Annotated in this window: 16 protein-coding genes; 5 read left to right on the top strand and 11 right to left on the bottom strand. The window is 66.6% G+C overall.

From position 1 onward, the window contains the following. Positions 1 to 15: 15 nt before the first annotated feature. Positions 16 to 975, top strand: a complete 960-nt coding sequence (locus M6E97_RS19020; RefSeq protein WP_033939115.1) for a DegV family protein — start codon at positions 16 to 18, stop codon at positions 973 to 975. Positions 976 to 978: 3 nt separating this feature from the next. Here the strand turns inward: M6E97_RS19020 and M6E97_RS19015 are convergent, their stop codons facing one another. The 6 genes from M6E97_RS19015 to M6E97_RS18990 form a co-directional block, all read right to left on the bottom strand. Continuing rightward, positions 979 to 2,199 (bottom strand): glycosyltransferase family 4 protein, encoded by a 1,221-nt coding sequence (locus M6E97_RS19015; RefSeq protein ID WP_003085828.1) that lies wholly within the window; start codon positions 2,197 to 2,199, stop codon positions 979 to 981. Between the two features lie 87 nt (positions 2,200 to 2,286). After that, positions 2,287 to 2,910 carry a phospholipase C accessory protein PlcR gene (plcR, locus tag M6E97_RS19010; protein WP_034005566.1) on the bottom strand — a complete coding sequence of 208 codons (624 nt, stop codon included), beginning with the start codon at positions 2,908 to 2,910 and terminating at the stop codon, positions 2,287 to 2,289. Positions 2,911 to 2,927: 17 nt separating this feature from the next. Continuing rightward, positions 2,928 to 5,120 carry a phosphocholine-specific phospholipase C gene (locus M6E97_RS19005; RefSeq protein WP_033939117.1) on the bottom strand — a complete coding sequence of 731 codons (2,193 nt, stop codon included), beginning with the start codon at positions 5,118 to 5,120 and terminating at the stop codon, positions 2,928 to 2,930. Positions 5,121 to 5,461: 341 nt separating this feature from the next. Further along, complete coding sequence (gene cerN / locus M6E97_RS19000; RefSeq protein ID WP_009315291.1) at positions 5,462 to 7,474, bottom strand: ceramidase CerN; 2,013 nt, start codon at positions 7,472 to 7,474, stop codon at positions 5,462 to 5,464. 378 nt (positions 7,475 to 7,852) lie between these two features. Then, positions 7,853 to 8,593 carry a sulfate transporter CysZ gene (gene cysZ, locus M6E97_RS18995; RefSeq protein ID WP_003085838.1) on the bottom strand — a complete coding sequence of 247 codons (741 nt, stop codon included), beginning with the start codon at positions 8,591 to 8,593 and terminating at the stop codon, positions 7,853 to 7,855. A gap of 84 nt (positions 8,594 to 8,677) precedes the next feature. After that, entirely contained in the window at positions 8,678 to 10,633 is a 1,956-nt protein-coding gene (locus M6E97_RS18990; RefSeq protein ID WP_023980572.1) for a diguanylate cyclase domain-containing protein, read from the bottom strand. A 185-nt stretch (positions 10,634 to 10,818) separates the two neighbouring features. On the opposite strand from M6E97_RS18990, the gene M6E97_RS18985 reads away from it, so the two are divergent. The 3 genes from M6E97_RS18985 (at position 10,819) to M6E97_RS18975 (ending at position 13,175) form a co-directional block, all read left to right on the top strand. Further along, positions 10,819 to 11,418: a peroxiredoxin gene (locus M6E97_RS18985; RefSeq protein ID WP_003085842.1), complete on the top strand. Its 600-nt coding sequence runs from the start codon at positions 10,819 to 10,821 to the stop codon at positions 11,416 to 11,418. A gap of 133 nt (positions 11,419 to 11,551) precedes the next feature. Further along, the gene (gene trxB / locus M6E97_RS18980; protein WP_003134313.1) at positions 11,552 to 12,502 is read left to right on the top strand and encodes a thioredoxin-disulfide reductase; all 951 of its coding nucleotides are present in this window, start codon (positions 11,552 to 11,554) and stop codon (positions 12,500 to 12,502) included. Between the two features lie 253 nt (positions 12,503 to 12,755). Continuing rightward, positions 12,756 to 13,175 (top strand): MAPEG family protein, encoded by a 420-nt coding sequence (locus M6E97_RS18975; protein ID WP_003085846.1) that lies wholly within the window; start codon positions 12,756 to 12,758, stop codon positions 13,173 to 13,175. 10 nt (positions 13,176 to 13,185) lie between these two features. Here M6E97_RS18975 and M6E97_RS18970 read toward each other — a convergent pair whose 3' ends face one another. From M6E97_RS18970 to M6E97_RS18950, 5 genes are all read right to left on the bottom strand, one after another. Continuing rightward, entirely contained in the window at positions 13,186 to 14,148 is a 963-nt protein-coding gene (locus M6E97_RS18970) for a threonine dehydratase (protein ID WP_003134311.1), read from the bottom strand. A 176-nt stretch (positions 14,149 to 14,324) separates the two neighbouring features. Beyond that, positions 14,325 to 15,494 carry a chitin-binding protein CbpD gene (gene cbpD, locus M6E97_RS18965; protein ID WP_003109418.1) on the bottom strand — a complete coding sequence of 390 codons (1,170 nt, stop codon included), beginning with the start codon at positions 15,492 to 15,494 and terminating at the stop codon, positions 14,325 to 14,327. A 279-nt stretch (positions 15,495 to 15,773) separates the two neighbouring features. Continuing rightward, positions 15,774 to 16,397, bottom strand: coding sequence for an NAD(P)H-dependent oxidoreductase (locus M6E97_RS18960; RefSeq protein ID WP_003134308.1), 624 nt, complete (start codon positions 16,395 to 16,397; stop codon positions 15,774 to 15,776). Then, positions 16,390 to 17,784, bottom strand: a complete 1,395-nt coding sequence (locus M6E97_RS18955) for a class II fumarate hydratase (RefSeq protein ID WP_003085854.1) — start codon at positions 17,782 to 17,784, stop codon at positions 16,390 to 16,392. The genes M6E97_RS18960 and M6E97_RS18955 overlap by 8 nt, the downstream gene beginning before the upstream one ends. Positions 17,785 to 17,912: 128 nt before the next feature. Further along, complete coding sequence (locus M6E97_RS18950) at positions 17,913 to 18,932, bottom strand: DUF2804 domain-containing protein (RefSeq protein WP_003109416.1); 1,020 nt, start codon at positions 18,930 to 18,932, stop codon at positions 17,913 to 17,915. 167 nt (positions 18,933 to 19,099) lie between these two features. Here M6E97_RS18950 and M6E97_RS18945 point away from each other — a divergent pair, with 167 nt between their 5' ends. Beyond that, the gene (locus M6E97_RS18945) at positions 19,100 to 19,648 is read left to right on the top strand and encodes a DUF2059 domain-containing protein (RefSeq protein ID WP_003120754.1); all 549 of its coding nucleotides are present in this window, start codon (positions 19,100 to 19,102) and stop codon (positions 19,646 to 19,648) included. The last annotated feature ends 8 nt before the right edge of the window (positions 19,649 to 19,656 follow it).

Below are 19,656 nucleotides of genomic sequence, written 5' to 3'. Positions count from 1 at the left end.
CAGAGGAGCGAATCCATGCGTATCGGCCTGGTGGTCGACGCGACCTGCGACCTGCCGTCCGAATTCCTCGCCGCCCACGGCATCCGCGTGATGCCGATCGGGATCCGCCTGGGCGAGCAGCGGCTCATCGATCGACGCGACCCCGACACCACCCTGAGCTTCTACCGCGACCACCTGCCCAAGGTCGGTAGCAAGGACGGCAGCCAGCCGCTCTCCGCCGCCGAGTTGCAGCAATGGTTCCTCGACGAACTGGTGACCGACTTCGACTACGTGGTCTGCCTCACCGTCGACAGCCTGCGCAGCCCGATCTTCGAGCACGCCACGCAGGCCTCCTTCGGCCTGCTCCAGCACTACCACGAGCGCCGCCACGCGGCCGGTATCGCCGGTCCCTTCACCCTGCGCGTACTCGACAGCCACTCGGTGTTCGCCGGCATCGCCTGCCTGGCGGCCGAGGGCACGCGCCTGCTGGCGCAGGGCAGCCACCCCAACGCGCTGCGTACGCGCCTCGAACAGCTCAGCCAGCAGACCTGCACCTACCTGGTCGCCGACGATCTGGGCCACTTGCGCCGGCGCGGCTTCCAGAAGGGTGATCGCAGCGGTTTCGTCGACCGGGTCAAGGGCGCGGCGCTGGGGTTGGGCTCGCTGCTCGACGTCAAGCCGGTGTTCAGCCTGGCCGATGGCGAGGACAAACCGGTGGCGCTCTCGCCGAGCTTCGAGAAGTCGGCGGAGAAGCTGTTCGGCTATGCCCTGGCGCGGGTACAGGCGGGTGAGCTGCTGGCACCGCAACTGGGTCTCAGCTATGCCGGCGATCCGACCGCGCTGCGCGACCTGCCGGGCTTCGCCGCGCTGGAGAACGCCTGCCGCGAGCGCGACATCCACTTGCACCTGGGCATGCTCAGTCCCACCGGCGGCATCAACCTGGGCGCCGGGGCCATGAGCCTGGGCTTCATCGCCGCGCCGAAAGCCTTTGCCTGAGACCTACTCGCGGCTGCGTGGCAAGGCCCCGCCATCCTCCGCCGGCGGCCGCTCGGGCTTCGACCGAGCGGGCTGGACCAGCGGACTGGCGCAGGCGTCCTCCAGGTAGTTCTGGAAGTGCTCGACGATGCTGTCCCAACCTTGCCGGCTGGCGTGCTGGCGGGCGTTGAGACGGACCCGGCGCAGGCGTTCCTGGTCGTCCAGCAGCCAACTGGCGACTTCGACGAAGCCGCTCTTGTCGCCCGGCGCGGCGAGCACGCCGTTGTGCCCATGGCGGATGTGCTGGCCGGCGGCGGCCTGGTCGAAGGCGACCACCGCGAGGCCGGCGGCCTGGGCTTCGAGGACCACGTTGCCGAAGGTCTCCGACAGGCTTGGGAAGAGGAACAGGTCGCCCGAGGCGTAGTGGGCGGCCAGGGTTTCGCCGCGCTGGACGCCGCAGAACAGCGCTTCGGGCAGGTCCCGTTCGAGGTGCTTGCGCTCCGGCCCGTCGCCCACCAGTACCAGGCGCAGCTTCAGCTGCGGATGGGCGGCGCAGAGCGCGCGGAAGGTGCCGCCGAGCAGGCCGAGGTTCTTCTCCGCCGCCAGCCGGCCGACGTGCAGCACGGCGATGTCCTGTTCGCCCAGGCCCCAGCGCCGGCGTAGTTCGGGATCGCGCCGGGAGGGATGGAAGAGTTGGCTGTCGACCCCGCGGGAGAGCAGGTTGAGGCGTTCGAAACCGCGCCGTTGCAATTCCATGCGCTGGCTGCCGCTGGGCACCAGGGTCATCTGCGTGCGGTTGTGGAACCAGCGCAGGTAGCCGGTGACCAGCCGGGTCAGCGGACCGAAGCCGTAGTGCTCGCTGTACTGCTGGAAGTTGGTGTGGAAGCCGCTGACCGCCGGGATGCCCAGGCGCCGCGCGGCGCGCAGGGCAGAGAAGCCGAGCGGGCCTTCGGTGGCGATGTAGAGCACGTCCGGGCGCTGGCGCTTCCAGCAGCGCAGCAGCTTGTGCAGGCTCGACATGCCCCATTGCAGGCCGGGGTAGCCGGGCAACGGCCAGCCGCGGGTCAGCACCAGCTCGGCGTCGCTGCGCCGGCCGTCGTCGCCGGGCTGGCGCGGGCGCACCACCTGGACCCGATGGCCAAGCTGCTGGAGACCGGCATGCAGGCGACCCAGGGTATTGGCGACGCCGTTGACTTCCGGGGGGTAGGTTTCGCTGATCAGGGCGATGCTTAGAGGTCTGCTCATGACGTCAGTGTCGACCGACGCCGTGTAGCGGATGTGAAGTTTTGGTGACGCTTGCGTGACGGCGCCCCGGTCGGGGCGCCGTGGATTTCAGCGTTGCAGCAGGCGTGGGTTCTCCTCGCCGAAGATCTGCTTGCGCAGGGCCTTGAGGCGTTCGTCGATGGCGGCGTGACGCTGCTCCTCGTCGTCGACGCTGGCGAGCACCTCGGCGATCACCTTGTCCGACTCTTGCGCGTATTCGCGCAGTTGCTCTTCCTCGCCAGGCGTCGGCGCTTGCTGCTGGACGGAGGCGTTGTCCTTGAGCGCCATCCAGATCTCGAAGTCGAGCGCCTCGCGGCGCCTGGCATCGGCCTTCACATAGGGCGTCAGACGCTGGATCTCCTCGAAGGTCTGGCGCGGATCGGCGCCGACCGCCACCTCGCGCTTGAGCTGTTCGATCAGGCCTTCGGCGGCCTGCTTGCGTTCGATCTCGGACATCTGCCCGGCGTTGCGGCCGAACTCGCCGAGTTGCTGTTCCAGGTTGTCGGGAGCGGTGGCTGTATTCATCTCGGGGGCTCGGGAAGGAATGGAAGGTTTTGCCGCCGGTGTGGCCTGCGGGGGAGACGCGAAGGGCGCGACGGGCGCCGGCTCCGATGGGTAAAACAACAGGACGGCGCCGATGGCCGTGCCGCAGAGCAGCAGGGCCAGCAAGGTCCAGGTCAGGGTAGGTCTCATGCGATGGACTCCTCGCTTCAGGTCGCTGCGATGTCGAGCAATGGATCGCTCCTGCTCGGCTTGCCGGTCTCGACGTGTCCGGCCAGGCGGCGGAGATAGTTGGCTTCCGTATTGCTGGCGGTCACGCTGAGGTCGTACCAGCCTTGGCTGCTGCGTAACAGCCACACTTCACTGATCGCCTGGTTCGGTTCGAGTTCATAGCGACGGCTGCCCTCCTGGGTATAGGCCGGGTTCGGCGTCACCGTCACGCTGCACGGCAGGCGGCCGAGATTGCGGATGTTCAACTGCAGGTTGCCGTTGCGTTGATAGGTGACCGATACCTCGGGCCGCGCCATCTGCGCGGCGAGATGCAGGTTGCCGTGGAACTCGCGGAAGAAGCCGTTGGGGCCGTGCACCTCGAAGGCGTAGCGGCCGTTGGCGTCGATCAGGTCGTCGAGTTCGTCGTTGAGGGTCCGGCCCAGTTCCTCTCCGCTTTCCTGGACCACCGGATAGCTGGTCACGGTATAGAAGCGCGGATTGCCGACTTCCCGCGGCTGCACCTGGAATACCGCAGCGGAGTGTCCCTGCGGATTGCCCGGCAGGCTCATGCCGTCGTTGCCCAGGGTCAGGCGCAGCTTGCCGGTGGCGATGTCGAGGGCCAGCGTGGCGTGCAACTGGTAGGGCACCGCGAGGGTAGGGCGCTGGCCCTTTTCCTGGCCGGGCAGGCTCTTGGGCTCGTAGGACCAGTATTTGGGACTGGGCCGGTAGAACTGCTGCCAGTAGGCGTCCTCCTTGCGCGCGTCGCTCTGCGGGACGTTGGTCAGGTCGGGGGCGACCTGGGTATCGCCTGCGCCCTGGAAGTCGAACAGCGAAGTCAGGTCGCCGCAGACGGCACGCCGCCAGGGCGAGATGTTTTCCTCGACGACGCCGAAGCGGCGTTCGAGGAAGCGCAGCACCGAGGTATGGTCGAACACTTCGGCGCTGACCTTGCCGCCCTTCGACCAGGGCGAGATGGCGATCAGCGGGACGCGGTGGCCGAGCCCGATGGGCAGCCCGCTGGATGCCTCGATCTCGCCGGCGGTGCTGACCGTGGAAAGGCCGACGCCATCCTTCCACGGCGGCACCGGGGCGCTGGCGTGGTCATAGAAGCCGTCGCCCTCGTCGTAGTTGAGGATGAACACGGTCCTGGCCCAGACCTCGGGGTTGCTGGTCAGCGCGTCGAGCACCCGGGTCACGTAGTACTCGCCGAACGAGGGGCCCCACCAGGGATGCTCGCAGTAGCAGTAGGGCGCGACGATCCAGGACACCTGCGGCAGCGTGTTTTCTTGCACATCCTTGCGCAACTGGTCGACGCCGCGGGCGAGCATGGCGCGCTGCCAGAGGTCCGAATCGCGCGGAGCGTTCTTGAAGTTCCTGAACCAGGCGAGGGCGTTGCAGTCGTAGTTGTTCTGCTCCTGGAGCCGGTATTTCCAGTAGGCGTCGACGTACAGGTACCAGAGTGACGAGGAGCGGTAGCCGCCTTCCTGGTAGACCCGCCAGTCCACGCCAGCGGCGCTTAGCCGCTCGGGATAGGTGGTCCAGTCCACCGTGCCGCTGGCGCCGATGGTGCCGTCGCCCATGTCGTTGCCGATGTGTACGTCCTTGCCGTCGCCGCTGGGGGCGGCGCGTCCGCTCATGTGGTAGAGGCGGTTCGGATTGGTCGGGCCCATCATCGACTGGTGGTAGGCCTCGCACAGGGTGAAGGCGTCGGCCAGGGCGTAGTAGTAGGGAATGTCGCCGCGCTTGAAGTAGCCCATGGCTTCGGGGTACTGCACCGCCATCCACTTGTCGTTGCGGCCCTGGTTCCAGATCGCGTGGAAGGCCGACCATTCATGGTTCTGCGAACTCACCCACTGGGCGCTGGTGACCTTGGTATCCCAGTGATAGGGGGAGAACTCGTACTTGTAGTTCTGGTACCAGACCGGCTTGCCGTCCTGGCGCTTGAGCGCGCGAGGGTCGTTGAAGCCGCGGACGCCGTTGAGGTGGCCGAAGTAGTGATCGAAGCTGCGGTTCTCCTGCATCAGGATGACCACGTGCTGGACGTCCTGGATGGTTCCGGTGCGGATGTCCGGCTCGACGGCCAGGGCGCGCCGGAGCGTCTCCGGGAACAGCCCGGAAAGGCCGGCCAGGGTAGCGGCCTGGGCGCCGTGCTTGAGAAAGGTTCGACGGCGGAATTTCCAGTTTTCGGTCATCGTTTTATTTCCCGGGTGGTTTTTTGATTTCCATCAATCTGCGTACTTCTTGTTTCGAGATGATTAATCGTCTTCGCTGTTTTTCCGGCAGGGAATACAGCGAGCCGATGGTTTCATGGCGATAATTTATCGGTTGATCCCGAAAGCGACTTCGATATGACCTTGAGCGACAACTTGAGAAGTTTTTCGGGATAAAAACAAAGGGCACGGAAATGGAGTTCCATGCCCTTGTCGGCTGAATGAAAGGTCACTTGTTCATGTGTTTTAAATCACATTTTATTTGACGACTTTCATGCGTCATAAAGTTGGCTGGCGAATCTCGAAACCTTGGCTGGAGCCCGCTAGGGAGTGGTGCCGAGCACCTCGAAGGAGCGGGTCGAGCCGCCGATTTCGCTGATCTTCTGGGTCCAGAAGTTCTTCGCGTTGCCATAGTGCCTGATGTAGTAATGGCCGGGCTCGGTCCCTGGTGGAATGGACCAGCTGATAGTCGCTTTCGAGGCAGATATACCCACTCTCTCCCAGCGGTATTGGGTATCCCAGTCATTATCGGTGGCAACGGTCACGGGCGTCTGTTTGCCATCCTTGCCGATATTCACCACTTCCAGGAAAGTCTTCTCGGTGCGCAAGTCATTCTTCGGATGTCCGGTCACGAAAGCGACGGTCACCTTGTCGCCGATGCGATAACTTTCCCTGGGTTGTTGCAACACGTCGCCGAAGGACTTGCCGATATAGGGATCATCGGCCACTACTCCGGTCTGGAAGTTCATCTGGCAGCAGGACAGGTCCGGCGCTATCGCCGAGGTTTCCACCGGCAGGCGTTCGCGCAGCGCCACCGCCATGTCGACGAACAACTGCTGGTAGGCGGCCTGGGTCCAGGGGCCGTAGAGGGTCGAGCCGCCTTCGTATTCCTGGGCGGCGTATTCCTCGCGGGTGGTGACGTAGCTGGCATAGGCATTCGCGTAGCCATTGAAGATCACATGGCGGATACCGGCCGCTTCGCTGGCCGCCTGCACCGCGCGGCGGATCCGCACCCCGGCCATCACGGTGAACTCGGCGGGGGCGCCGAGCAGTTCCAACTGGCCGATGCGGAACATCTGGATCGGCAGCACCGTCGGCGTCCAGGGGTAGGGTTTCTTGTTGCCGGTGTCGGCGAGGATGGTCTTTTCCGCCTGGCATTGCACCAGTTCCTGCGGCGGCACGCCGGTGAGCAACCCGCCAAGGGCCGAGAGGAACGGATTGTTGCCTTCATCCAGCCCCAGCGGGCCTGGACCGTCTTCGGTGCTACCGGCGGCCAGGCTGGTGCCGATGGCCGCGGTGCACAACTGGCGCGGCTGGCCGTCGGTGAACTCCGGGCGGATCGGCAGGCGGGTGAAGTCGACGAAACGGAAGCGCGAATCCAGTTCGCCGAGCACTTCCTCCTGGGCCTGGCCGGCGATCTCGTAGGCCTTGGCGAATTGGCGCAGACCGATCTCGCGGGTGTTGTCGAACTCGTTGTCGAAGGGACCGGAGCCGGGCTTCAGGTTCAGGTTGGGCGACAGGTTGCCGGCATTGGTCTGGGCGAAGGCGGCGACGAAACCGCTCTTGCGGCTGACGTCGTGCTCCCAGTGATAGGAGGCGTAGCCCTTGTTGTCCGGGGAGATCAGGTGATTGGCGTTGGTCATCGAGGTGCTGTGCACCGGGAACCAACTGATCGCGCCGGCCAGCTCGCCGTTGGCGTCGACGAAGCTGAGCACGCTCATCTGCGGGTCGATGCCATCCTCGTAGCCGGCGATGTCCGGGTTCTTCAGGTGCGACAGCAGCGAACGGTTGCGGCTGGCGTTGCGCAGCTCGCCGCTGCCGTAGAACAGGCGGCCGGGCTGCAACCTGGCCTGGGCCCGCTCGATGGAGCGGACGATGCCGTCGACGATGGCGTTGAAGGTCTTTTCCTGGAAGCCGAGCACCGACAGGTTGTACATCGCGTAGTGGGAGAAGCCGCCCGGACCGGAGTGGGTGTGGGTGGCGGCGAGCATCACGTTGTTCTCGTCGTAGACACCGGGGTACTTCGCCTTGAGCCGGGCCAGGACCTTCAGGTGCACGGCCTGGAAGATCATCCCCAGGTCGGTGTTGACGTAGACCAGGCGACGGCCGCTGGCCGCTTCCTCGATCACGAAGGCACGCGCCCACTGGCGCATGTGGATGCCGGCGGTCTTCTGTTCGAGGGAGGAGTAACCCATCATGCCGACTTCGGCGGCTTCGCCGGTGATGTCCGCCTTGCCCAGGCCGAAGCGGTAGGGCAGGTCGTCGGCCGTGGCAGGCATGGAGAGCGCCAGCAGGACGCAGGACAGCAAGAGCGCGGTGAATGCGGAACGTGACATGGCGACCCTCTTCTTGTTTTCCGCCGCTGGGCGGGCTGGGGACGGTGGTCATCGAAAGCGGGCCGGAGCCTGCCTCGCCTGGTTGCCACTGTAGTGCCAGGGTGGCGGCGTCGAGGGGGGGCGTAGCGGACAGGAAGGGGGTGAGCGCCGGCCATCCTGCATGGACGGCAAGGCAGGGGGGTAAAAAAAGGCCGCCTGCGTGGGGAAGCACCGGCGGCCAGTCGGTTCGGCAGCGTCGAGCCGGTCTGCAAGGGCTGGCGCAGGTCTCGGCTGCGGCCTGCGCCGACGCTCCCGAGGGCATTCGTAGTGTGCCCGACGCCGGCTGTCAGGGCGCTGACGCCCGCCTGACAATGCCGACAGCGGACACCGGGCGCATGCTTATTTCACCAGCGCCTTCTCGCCTTCCTCGCGGACCCAGAACAGGGTGGCGCCGGCGACGGCGGCGGGCATCATGACCAGGTTGACCAGCGGGATCAGCAGCGCCAGGTAGGTCATCCCGCCGAAACCCATGCACGCCCAGCGCTTGCTGCGCAGCCAGGCGAGCATCTCGTTCCAGCCGAGCTTGTGGTTGTCCGCCGGATAGTCGATGTACTGCACCGCCATCATCCAGATGCCGAAGAGGATCCACAGCGGCGTGGCGATCAGGTTGACCCCGGGCACGAAGCTCAGCACCAGCAGCACCAGCGCGCGCGGCAGGAAGTAGGCGAGCTTGCGCATCTCGCGACCCATGGTGCGCGGGATCATCGCCAGCAGTTCGGCCCAGCTGAACGGCGGGAAGTCGTCGCGGCCGCGAACCACCACCTCGACCTTTTCCGAGAGGAAGCCGTTGAACGGCGCGGAGATGATATTGGCGACCATGGTGAAGGTGAAGAACACGATCACCAGCACCAGCAGGACGAACAGCGGCCAGACGATGTACTGCAGGAAGCTCAGCCAGTCGGGCAGGCTGGGCATCAGCAGGTCGACCCAGTGGCTGAACTGCTGCATCGCGAAGCCGATCAGCAGGGCGAACACCAGCAGGTTGAGGGTCAGGGGGATCAGCACGAACAGGCGCAGGCCGGGACGCATGATCAGCTTCAGGCCTTCGCCGAGGTATTGCGGGCCGCTCAGGGCTGGCATAGGGAATGGTTCTCCGATGGGATGCGGGCTGAAACCTTAGCAGACTGGCGAAAGCCCGCGACAGAGCCTGTTTGACCGCGCATTTCAGGCTGGCGCCTGGTACAGGCAATAGTGGTTGCGCTGGCGCTTGGCCTGGTACATGGCGCTGTCGGCGGCACGGACCAGTCCTTCGGCATCGCCGGCATGCCGCGGGTAGAGAGCGATGCCGATGCTCGGGGTGACGAAGTCGATGCGTTCGCCATTCAGCGCGATCGGTTGGACCAGCGCCGCCAGCAGGCGTTCTGCGAGGCGCTGCGGATTGTTTTCCTGGCTGTCCTCGAGGAGCACGGCGAATTCGTCGCCGCCCAGGCGGTAGGCCTTGTCCGGCTGCCGCAGGGTGCTGCGTACCCGTTCGGCGACGGTCCTGAGGAGGGCATCGCCGATGTCGTGGCCGAAGCGGTCGTTGACCTCCTTGAAGCGGTCCAGGTCCAGGTACAGCAGCGCCAGTTCGCTTCCGCCGGAGCCGGCGCGAAGCAACGCCTGGCCGAGCTGTTCGTCGAAGGCCTTGCGGTTGCCCAGGCCGGTCAGCGGGTCGCGGTAGGCCATTTCCAGCAATTGCTGCTGGTAGGCGATCTGGTCGCTGACGTCGCGGACGATGCCGCGGTAGCCCCGTAGTTCGCCCTGCAGGTCGTGGATCAGCGAAACCGTGGCCTCGAAGTAGCCGAGGCTGCCGTCGGCGCGCTGCAGGGGGATGGCGAAGGTCTTGCCTGCGCCGCTCTGCATGGCGCGCTGGAAGGGTTGGCGGGCACGCGCCAGGTCGTCTTCGCCGAGCAGTTCGTAGTAGGGATGGCCGATCAGCGTTTCGCGCGTCTGGCCGAGCAGTTGGCAGAGCGCGGGGTTGACGGTGAGGATCACGCCGTCGACGTCCATTTCGAAGTAGCCGTCGCGCATCGACTGGAGGATCGCCCGGTCGCGCGCCTCGCTGTGTTCCAGGCGCTCGAGCATCTGGTTCATCTCGCCCGCCAGTTGTCCCAGCTCGTCGTTGCCGAAGTCGCTCAGGCGTATCGAGTGGGCGTTGCGTCCGACTTCGGCGACCTCCCGGTTGAGCCGTTGGACCCGGCGCAGGACCCACAGCTCCAGGGCCAGGTAGCCGACCAGGAAAGCGCCCAGCGCGACCAGCAGGGAGGCGCCGAGGAAGAAGTTGATGGCCTTCTCGCCCTGGATGTAGAGCAGGCGTTTCTTGGTGATGTCGAAGCGCAGCTGCGGCTCGCCGCTGGAACTCAGGTACTGCACCGAGACCTGCTGGACATGTTCGCCGATGAACCGCCGTGGGCTGAGCAGGGCCTGGTTGTGGGTACTGCCGCTGCGGCTGCGCAGCGGCTTCCAGGTGGCGTCGGTGGCGATGTTGGGCATCGGTTGCAGGTCGGCCTGCATCTGTTCGCGGAGGTTGGCCAGGCGTTCCCGGTCAAGGAAGTAGCCGGCGAGGATCGCGCCCTTCGCCGGCGCGCTACCCTGGTTGTTGCTGATAGGCACGCTGACCAGCAGGGTCGGCAGGTTGTCGACCAGCAGCAGCTCGCTCAGGCTGTGGTCGGTGCGTCCGCGAAAGTCCAGCGCGCCGAGGCGGATGGCGCGTTGCTGCAGTGCCTCGAGCAGGGCCTGGTCGCTCGCCGAGGGGGCGCCGAAGAGCACGCGCTGGTCGGGCGCGGGCGGGGACCACTGCTTCAGTTGCAGGTGACCCCGGTCGTCGAGGAACAGGACGAAGTCGAACCCCAGGTCGTCGAGCATCTCGTGGTCGAGGTTTTCCTGTTCGAAGGTCTCGTTGGGGCGCTGGATGAAGTCGTAGCTGGCATCCCACCAGGCGTAGGTGCGAACGATGTCCAGGTGGCGCTTCAACTCGAAGTCCAGCCGGTTGTGCAGGACGGTGGCGCCCTCTTGCAGGCGTTGCTGGTCCTCTCGGTCGAAACGGCTCAGCAGGATGCTTTCCGACAAGAGCCAGATACCGCCGAGACTGGCGGCCAGCAACGGCAGGAACAGCCAGAGCAGGCGTGTGCGTAGGGGCATGCGGTGAGGACGGGTAATGGGCGACAGCATGAGTCTAGCCGCAGGTTGAGAGCATAGGCTGACTCTATCGTGCGAATTGAAATTCGACATTTCAATGCATCGTCGTGGCTGGGTAACCTGCGCTGCATATTCTTCCGGGAGCCTGGCGTCGCCGGGCGGAACCCAACCTTCTAGGAGCCTCGACGATGAGCGTACTGGTCAACAAGCAAGCCCCCGACTTCACTGCCGCCGCGGTCCTCGGCGACGGTTCCATCGTCGATGCCTTCCAGCTTTCCAGCCTGCGCGGCAAGTACGTCGTACTGTTCTTCTGGCCGCTCGACTTCACTTTCGTCTGCCCCTCGGAAATCATTGCCCACAACAACCGCATGGATAAGTTCCGCGAGCTGGGCGTCGAGGTGGTCGGTGTCTCCATCGACTCGCAGTTCACCCATCACGCCTGGCGCAGCACGCCGGTGGAGAAGGGCGGCATCGGCGCGGTCGAGTTCACCATGGTCGCCGACGTCAAGCACGAGATCACCCGCGCCTACGGCATCGAGCACGAGGACGGCGTGGCCTTGCGTGCTTCGTTCCTGATCGACCGCGCCGGGGTGGTCCAGCACCAGGTGGTGAACAACCTGCCGCTGGGGCGCGAGGTGGACGAGATGGTGCGTCTGGTCGAGGCCCTGCAGTTCACCGAGGAACACGGCGAGGTCTGCCCGGCCGGCTGGCGCAAGGGCCAGAAAGGCATGAAGGCGAGCGCCGAGGGCGTGGCCTCGTACCTGGCCGAGAACGCCGAGGCTCTGTAATCCCGATGGCGGGCGCGAAGTGTGCCCGACCGACCTTTTTCCGGGGCGACCGCTCCTTCCAAGCCTTCCCCATGTGCTTTGGTGGCCCCGTTTTTATTCGCGCCGACGCTGATGTCGGCAGGAGTCCGACGAGATGCCCGATACCCTCCGCCACGCCCGAGTGATTATCCTCGGTTCCGGTCCCGCCGGTTACAGCGCGGCTGTCTACGCCGCGCGCGCCAACCTCAAACCGCTGCTGATCACCGGCATGCAGGCCGGCGGCCAGTTGACCACCACCACCGAGGTCGACAACTGGCCGGGCGATCCCCACGGCCTGACCGGCCCGGCACTGATGCAGCGGATGCAGGAGCACGCCGAGCGCTTCGAGACCGAGATTGTCTTCGACCACATCCATGCCGTGGACCTGGCCGGCAAGCCGTTCACCCTGCGCGGCGACAATGGCACCTACACCTGCGACGCACTGATCGTCGCCACCGGTGCCAGCGCGCGCTACCTGGGGTTGCCGTCGGAGCAGGCGTTCATGGGCAAGGGCGTGTCGGCCTGCGCCACCTGCGACGGTTTCTTCTACCGCAACCGCGAAGTGGCGGTGATCGGCGGCGGCAATACCGCTGTCGAAGAGGCCCTGTACCTGGCCAACATCGCCAGCCGGGTGACCCTGGTGCATCGTCGCGAGACCTTCCGCGCCGAGAAGATCCTCCAGGACAAGCTGCAGGCGCGGGTCGCCGAAGGCAAGATAGTGCTCAAGCTCAACGCCGAGGTCGATGAGGTGCTTGGCGACACGATGGGCGTCACCGGAGTGCGCCTGAAGAACCGCGATGGTGGCAGCGAGGAGATCGCCGTGGATGGCATGTTCGTCGCCATCGGCCATACTCCCAATACCTCGCTGTTCGAAGGGCAACTGGCCCTGAAGGACGGCTACCTGGTGGTCAACGGCGGGCGCGAAGGCAACGCCACCGCGACCAACGTACCGGGTGTGTTCGCCGCCGGCGACGTGGCCGACCACGTCTACCGCCAGGCGATCACCTCGGCCGGCGCCGGCTGCATGGCCGCGCTGGATGTGGAGCGCTATCTCGATTCGCTCTGATGAGAAGACAGCCCTGAGTGCTGCGTGCAAGGAAGGCCCCGCTTCGGCGGGGCTTTTCTTTGTCCGTTCGGAAAGCCGCGGGCAGTGGGTCGTCCGGTTACGCATCCGCCGACGGCGGACATCGGGGCCGAGCGGCGTACCGGCAGAACACGACTTAAGGCCGGCGGACTGCGAATAGAGCAATTGCTCTAGCCGGCCTAGAATCCAGACGCTTCATCCTTCCCACGACAAGACAATAGAAGGAGCGTCATCCATGTTTCTCAGCCCTAGCGCGATCTGCCTGCTCGGCCTGATCGCCTGGACCCTGTTGCTGGTCTTCCTGCTGGTCAGCCAGCGCGGCCTGCTGGTACTCGGCGGGCGGATGGCGGTGAACGCCTTCGCCGCCGATGGCAGCAACACGCCTGGCGGTTTCGGCCAGCGGCTGGTGCGAGTCCATGCCAACTGCGTGGAGAACCTGCCGCTGCTGGCCGGCGCGCTGCTCTACGCGATCGCCAGCGGGCAGAGCAGCCTGACCGACCCGTTGGCGCCACTGGTGCTCGGCGCCCGGCTGTTCCAGTCGCTGATGCACCTGGTCAGCACCTCCGCGCTGTTCGTCTGGCTGCGTTTCGCCGGCTTCTTCGTGCAGTTGCTGGTGCTCGCCTGGTGGCTGCTGCTCCTCGCGGGGCTGGCCTAGCGGCGCCGGCTCAGTCGCCGGCGGCCAGTTGCTCGGCGAATACCTCGCGGTCGACGTTCGCTCCGCTGAGGATCAGGCCTACCTTCAGCCCCTTCAGGCGCTCGCGCTCCTGCCAGGCGGCGGCCAGCGCCGCCACCCCGGCGCCCTCGGCGACGTTGTGGGTGCTGGTGAAGCACAGGCGCATGGCCGCGCCGATCTCCCTGTCGCTGACCCGCACCAGGCGATCGGCGCCGGCCAGGATCATTTCCAGCGCGCTCGGGTCCGGCGTACTGCACGCCATGCCGTCGGCCAGGCGGGTGTCGACCGGGTGGCTGATCGCCGTGCCGGCCTCGAACGACAGGGCGTAGGCCGGCGCATGGGCGGACACCACGCCGACGATGCGGGTCTTCAGGCCCAGCGCGTCGCGCGCGGCGATCAGGCCGCAGATGCCCGAACCCATACCGATCGGCACGTAGACTTCGTCAAGGTCGGCCAGCGCGGCGAACAACTCCAGGCTGTAGCTGGCGACCCCGGCCACCAGCCAGGGATGGAACGCCGGAATCAGGTGCAGGCCTTCGTGCCGGGCGCGCTCGGCGGCGTATTCGCGGGAGGCCTGGAAGTCCTCGCCATGCTCGATCAGCTCCGCGCCGAGGCTGCGCATCGCCGCGTTCTTCTCGCGGCTGTTGCCGTGCGGCACGACGATGATCGGCTGGATGCCGTAGCGGCTCGCCGAGAAGGCCACCGACTGGCCGTGGTTGCCGCGGGTGGCGCTGATCACGCCGGCCGGCCGCTCATCCTGGTGCGCCAGGTGGTGGAAATACACCAGGCCGCCGCGCAGCTTGAAGGCCCCCACCGGCAGGTGGTTCTCGTGCTTCATCCACACTTCGCAACCCAGTGCCTCGCATAGCAGTGGCCAGCGTATCTGCGGCGTCGGCGGCAGGCTCTGGTGGACGATGGCGGCGGCTTGTTGGAGGGAGGCGAGAGAAAAAGGCATGCGTGGTTTCCCCGTGCTGGTGGTCGGACCAGCCTAGGGAGCGCACGGCAGATTGAACAGGCACACGTAGCCAGGGTTTCGCCGGGGGACTGTACCGTTGCGCGGATTCGCCGTCTCGCGGCGGGTGCCTGGCGGCGAAAACGACTGCCGCCCGGAGCGGGCGGCAGTCGAGGGCGTTACAGCAGGGTCCAGGCGTCCTGCCAGGCCATGCCCTTGCCCGGGGCGTAGTAGAGGTCCCAGCCCTTGCACCAGCCGGAGTTCGGGTAGGGCTTGCACTGGTAGCGCTTGCCATCGGCACCGCGCACTACGGTCCCGGCGTCGTATTGCTGCAGGCCTTGCGGATAGTCGAAGTCGACCTTGCCGTCGCCGCCCGGCTGCTCGCCGCCGCCCTCGACCGGCAGTTCGATGTCGACCTGGAAGCGGTAGCCGGCCTGGCGCACGTAGACCTGGTTGTCCTGCGAGCTGGCCACCGGGCTGACCGCCCCGTAGGCATCCAGCACGCCGACGTTGACCAGGGTGGAGTCCTGGTTGACCTTCTGCGCCAGCGCCAGCGGCCATTGCTTGGCACCGTTGTTGCCCTGGGCCAGGGTCAGGCTGTGACGCTGGGCGTCGCGGCCCTGGGCATCGAACAGACGCAGGGTGACGGTAGCACCGGCCGGCAGGTCCTGCTGCGCGCGCAGGTTGCCCAGCGCTTGCCAGGGGTTGGCGACGGCGCCGCTGAAGCTCACGTCGATGCAGGCGTAGAAGGCTTCCGGGCTGTCCGAGCGCTGCCAGACGTTATAGATCACATGCTTGCCGGTCTTGCCCTGGGGCAGCGGGCAGTTCATCCGGTAGGTGCCGTTCTCCAGCTTGACGCTGGTGATCGAGCAGAACGGCGCGGGTTCCAGGTCGCTCCAGGCCAGCGGCTTCTCGGGGTTGTAGCCGTCCTTGGTGATGTAGAAGTCGAAGTAGCGGGTCGCGTGCGGCGCGCTGGCCTTGTAGACGAACTGGAAGTTGCCGCTGGCGTCCGGCGCAATGGCAGTGCTGGGCCAGTCGCTGCGAGCCAGGTTCAGGCCCTTGAACAGTGCCTTGCCGGCGCCGCAGAGCTGGCCGTCGGGGACCACCGCCTGGTGGTTGCCGTTGGCGTTGCCCTGGTTGACGCCATTCCAGTCGTACAGCGCCTGGGTGCCGCCGGCGGCGACGGCGGCCTTGCAGGCGGCCGACTTGGGATTCTCCGGACCTTCGAGGAAGCAGCCGTAGACCCGACTGGGCGGCGTTTCCATCGAGCCGTGGGCATGGGCTGCCTGGGGCAGGAACAGGGCGAGGGTGAGTGGCAGGAGTGCCAGGGTGGCTGAGTAGTGTTTCATGACAAGTCCTTTTTTCCAGAACCGGATTCATTTCGAAGCGGGCTGATCCTAGCCCTCGGTGCCGGTTTGAGGTCCCTACCAAATGTGACGGGCCGGTCAGATTCGCTACCCATTCCTGATGGATGTCGCGGAATGCAAAGCGGTCGGCACCCGCACTGTGAGCCGGTAGAGGCAGGCAAAGGGCCGCCATGGGGGCGGGGAAGGGAAGCCGGCGGGAAGGTGGCGGACCTGTCAGAACGATCAGTGTCCGCGCCCGGCCGCAGCCGGGCGGGAAGGGAACTAGACCTGGCTGCCGAGCTGTTCGGCGCGACGCAGCCAGCCCTGGCGCTGTTCCTCGCTGGAACTGCGCATCGGCGCGAACTCTTCCAGGCGGCGGGTGGCGATGCCACAGGCGCCGAGCACGCTGCGCACCATCTGCCGGTGCGCCGGCGGGCCCTTGAGGAAGCGCAGCCGCGACAGCGGCTGGTCGTGGCAGACCAGCAGGTCGGCGCTGCGCCCGCCCAGCAGTTGCTCCCAGTCCTTGTCCTGGGTGCCGCGGTAGCGGAAGGCGAAGCCCGGCTGCAGGGCGCGGTCGAAGAAGCCCTGCAGCAGCGCCGGCAGGCCGCCCCACCAGACCGGGTAGACGAACACCAGGTGCTCGGCCCAGTGGATCTGCCGCTGCGCTTCCAGCAGGTCGGGTTCGAGCACCTGGCTCTGTTCGTAGCCTTCGTGGAGGATCGGGTCGAAGGCCAGTTCGCCCAGCTTCAGTTCGCGCACCACGTGATCCTTGCTGCGCGCGCCCTGGGCGTAGCATTCGGCGAGCAGGTGGCAGAAGCTCTTGCGCTTGGGCGAGCCGACGAGCAGCAGGATGCGCTTGCCGTCGCCTTCCAGCGGGGTGGCGCCGGTCTTGGCGGTTTCAACCATGGTGGCCGGCCTCCAGCATCTGCTCCGGCCGTACCCATTCGTCGAACTGCGCTTCGTCCAGGTAGCCCAGCTGCAGCGCCGCGGCGCGCAGGGTGGTGCCTTCGGCGTAGGCCTTCTTGGCGATTTCGGCGGCCTTGTCGTAGCCGATGTGCGGGTTCAGTGCGGTGACCAGCATCAGGCCGCGCTCCAGCAGGTCGGCCATGCGCTGGGCGTCCGGCTCCAGGCCGGCGACGCAATGCTTGTTGAAGTTGCGGCAGCCGTCGGCGAGCAGGCGGATGGACTCCAGCAGGTTGTAGACGATCACCGGCTTGAACACGTTGAGTTGCAGATGGCCCTGGCTGGCGGCGAAGGAAATCGTGCTGTCGTTGCCCATGACCTGGCAGGCCAGCATCGACAGCGCCTCGCACTGGGTCGGGTTGACCTTGCCGGGCATGATCGAGCTGCCCGGCTCGTTGGCCGGCAGCTTCACCTCGGCGAAGCCGGCGCGTGGGCCTGAGCCGAGCAGGCGCAGGTCGTTGGCGATCTTCATCAGGGCCACCGCCAGGCTCTTCAGGGCGCCGGAGAGGATGACCAGCGGCTCGTGGCCGGCCAGGGCGGCGAACTTGTTCGGCGCGGCGACGAAGGGCAGGCCCGATTCGGCGGCGATTTCCGCGGCGATGGCGTCGGCGAAGCCCTTCGGCGCGTTGAGCCCGGTGCCCACCGCGGTGCCGCCCTGGGCCAACTGGTAGACCGCCGGCAGCGCCGCGCGGATGGCGCGCTCGGCGTAGTCGAGCTGGGCGACGAAGGCCGAGAGTTCCTGGCCGAAGGTGATCGGCGTGGCGTCCATCAGGTGGGTGCGCCCGGTCTTGACCAGGCTGGCGTGCCGCGCCGACTGTTCGGCGAGACCGCCGGAAAGCTCGGCGATGGCCGGCAGCAATTGTTCGTGCACGGCCTTGGCGGCGGCGATGTGCATGGCGGTGGGGAAGCTGTCGTTGGAACTCTGCGCGCGGTTGACGTGGTCGTTGGGATGCACCGGCGACTTGCCGCCGCGCGGATTGCCGGCCAGTTCGTTGGCGCGGCCGGCGATCACCTCGTTGACGTTCATGTTGGTCTGGGTGCCGCTGCCGGTCTGCCAGACCACCAGCGGGAAGTGTTCGTCGTGGCGGCCTGCGAGGACCTCGTCGGCGGCCTGTTCGATCAACCGGGCGACTTCCGGCGGCAGTTCGCCGAGGTGGTCGTTGACCCGCGCGGCGGCTTTCTTGATCAGCGCCAGGGCGTGGATCACGGCGAGCGGCATGCGCTGGCCGCCGATGGCGAAGTTCTCCAGCGAGCGCTGGGTCTGGGCGCCCCAGTAGGCGTCGTCGGGCACCTCGATGGTGCCCAGGCTATCGGTTTCGGTCCGGCTCATGAGTGTTCTCCAGGGTGCGTATCCGGCAGTTTAGGCCTTCGCTCCCGCCTTGGGTTCCGCTGCCGTCGCTTCCTCGTGGGCATTTTTCGCCGCGCTGCGGGTCGGAAATAGATTGCCCGCCGCCGGCGTCACCAGCGCGCGCGGGTCGAACCGATCCAGCCGAGGGCGCCGTCCACCGGCACGCAGTCGCCGTCGTCGTGGCGCAGGGTGCCGTTGAAACGGCCGAACCACTGGCGGGTATTGGCATAGAACAGGCCGACGCTGGGCCGCGCCTGGTGCAGCTGTTCGGGACGGAAGAGCAGCTCGACGCGACCGCAGGCGCTGTCCAGGCGCCATTCGGCCAGCGGGTCGCGAGGCTCGCGGATGTGCACGTCGTCGAGCACGCGGCTGAGCTTGCCGCCGAACCACAGGGCGTTCTCGCGCAGGTCGCTGGCTTCGGTCCAGCCGGTGCCGAAGTTGCCGGCGATGCCGCCGGGGGCGGCGAAGGCGGCGCGGGTCCAGTAGGTATGCAGCGGCCAGACGCCGCGGCCGAAGTCCAGCGCGGCGAAGCTCTGGCCCGCCTGGCAGTCGTAGCGCCGGCGGCCGAGTTGCAGGCAGCCGCTGATCGGCAGGCCGAGCTGGCGGCTACAGGCATGGAAGGTGTGTTCGCCCATCGGCACCACCAGGTTCACCGACTCCAGGTGCGACGGTCGTCGCACTTCCAGCGCCAGCTCCAGCGGCAGGCCGCCGAGGTCCGGGGCCTGGCCGGTGACGCGCAGGCGCCCGGGCTGTTCGTCGAAGCGCAATTGCAGGCGGGGATGCTCGAAGGCATGGCTGGCCTGCGGCTCGTCGGGCAACTGGCAGCCGAGGCCGAAGAAGCGGATCTGCGTGTGCGCTACCGCCTGGCCGCTGTCCAGGTCGAGGAAATAGGCGGCGCCGTAGGTCAGGTAGTCGAGGTCGGCGATGGTCAGCGAGAGCATCCAGCCGGGGCTGACGATGCACCAGTGGTTCCAGCGCTTGCGCCGGCCGAAGTGGCCGGGGATGTGGCAGAGCACCCGCGGCCGGGCGGACCAGCCGACCGCCCGGGGATCGAGCCGGCCATGGCTGTCGCAGAGGTTGCGCAGGGGCGGGGGCGATACGGCGAGGGTATCGGCGGCGGTTCCGTTCATCTAACACATCCATGTGACAGGCTGACGCAAGCATGCCGGCTGCGGAAGGAAGGCGGCAAGTACCCACTACAGAACTGATAGTAGACGGCATGGAGCGGGCGGGCGCCGGATAGGATTCTCCCGATATTCGGCGCCGCGCTTGAGCGGATTTCGAACTTAGGCGCAGAATGTCGGGTCCCACGGACACATCTACCCAACCTCAAGGATTTTCCATGACCCGTCTTCGCCTCATCGGCAGCGCCGTGCTGCTCAGCCTCAGCTCCATGGCCATGGCCGATTCCGCCAGCCAGGCCGAGCAATTCCTCAAGCTGGTCCATGCCGACAAGCTGACGGTCCCGGTCTATGCCCAGGTGCAGCAGATGCTGGCCCAGCGCTTCGCCCAGGCCAAGGCGCCGGAGAGCAAGAAGGCGGTTCTCGAGCGTTACCAGGCCAAGGCCAATGCCGAACTGGACCGCGCCATCGGCTGGGACAAGATCAAGCCCGAGCTGATCAAGCTCTACACCACCAACTTCACCGAGTCCGAGCTGAAGGACCTGAATGCCTTCTACCAGTCGCCGCTGGGCAAGAAGGTGCTGGAGAAGATGCCGCGCCTGACCGCCGAATCCGCCCAACTGACCCAGGCCAAGCTGCAAGGCGCCGTCGAGCCGGTGAACAAGCTGATGGCCGACATGGACAAGGAACTCGGCGTCGCCGCGCCGGCCCAGAAGAAAAAGTGAGTCGTGAT

Origin of the sequence: Pseudomonas sp. B111, assembly GCF_026428275.1 — a bacterium.
Taxonomy (GTDB): Bacteria; Pseudomonadota; Gammaproteobacteria; order Pseudomonadales; family Pseudomonadaceae; genus Pseudomonas; species Pseudomonas aeruginosa.
The sequence above is the reverse complement of the archived record's forward strand: the minus strand, read 5'-3'. Positions and strand labels throughout refer to the sequence as shown.

Bases quoted from the DNA above. Each gene is read 5' to 3' on its own strand.
- M6E97_RS19020 (WP_033939115.1), top strand. From the start codon at position 16: ATGCGTATCGGCCTGGTGGTCGACGCGACCTGCGACCTGCCGTCCGAA.
- M6E97_RS19015 (WP_003085828.1), bottom strand. From the start codon at position 2,199: ATGAGCAGACCTCTAAGCATCGCCCTGATCAGCGAAACCTACCCCCCG.
- plcR (WP_034005566.1), bottom strand. From the start codon at position 2,910: ATGAGACCTACCCTGACCTGGACCTTGCTGGCCCTGCTGCTCTGCGGC.
- M6E97_RS19005 (WP_033939117.1), bottom strand. From the start codon at position 5,120: ATGACCGAAAACTGGAAATTCCGCCGTCGAACCTTTCTCAAGCACGGC.
- cerN (WP_009315291.1), bottom strand. From the start codon at position 7,474: ATGTCACGTTCCGCATTCACCGCGCTCTTGCTGTCCTGCGTCCTGCTG.
- cysZ (WP_003085838.1), bottom strand. From the start codon at position 8,593: ATGCCAGCCCTGAGCGGCCCGCAATACCTCGGCGAAGGCCTGAAGCTG.
- M6E97_RS18990 (WP_023980572.1), bottom strand. From the start codon at position 10,633: ATGCCCCTACGCACACGCCTGCTCTGGCTGTTCCTGCCGTTGCTGGCC.
- M6E97_RS18985 (WP_003085842.1), top strand. From the start codon at position 10,819: ATGAGCGTACTGGTCAACAAGCAAGCCCCCGACTTCACTGCCGCCGCG.
- trxB (WP_003134313.1), top strand. From the start codon at position 11,552: ATGCCCGATACCCTCCGCCACGCCCGAGTGATTATCCTCGGTTCCGGT.
- M6E97_RS18975 (WP_003085846.1), top strand. From the start codon at position 12,756: ATGTTTCTCAGCCCTAGCGCGATCTGCCTGCTCGGCCTGATCGCCTGG.
- M6E97_RS18970 (WP_003134311.1), bottom strand. From the start codon at position 14,148: ATGCCTTTTTCTCTCGCCTCCCTCCAACAAGCCGCCGCCATCGTCCAC.
- cbpD (WP_003109418.1), bottom strand. From the start codon at position 15,494: ATGAAACACTACTCAGCCACCCTGGCACTCCTGCCACTCACCCTCGCC.
- M6E97_RS18960 (WP_003134308.1), bottom strand. From the start codon at position 16,397: ATGGTTGAAACCGCCAAGACCGGCGCCACCCCGCTGGAAGGCGACGGC.
- M6E97_RS18955 (WP_003085854.1), bottom strand. From the start codon at position 17,784: ATGAGCCGGACCGAAACCGATAGCCTGGGCACCATCGAGGTGCCCGAC.
- M6E97_RS18950 (WP_003109416.1), bottom strand. From the start codon at position 18,932: ATGAACGGAACCGCCGCCGATACCCTCGCCGTATCGCCCCCGCCCCTG.
- M6E97_RS18945 (WP_003120754.1), top strand. From the start codon at position 19,100: ATGTCGGGTCCCACGGACACATCTACCCAACCTCAAGGATTTTCCATG.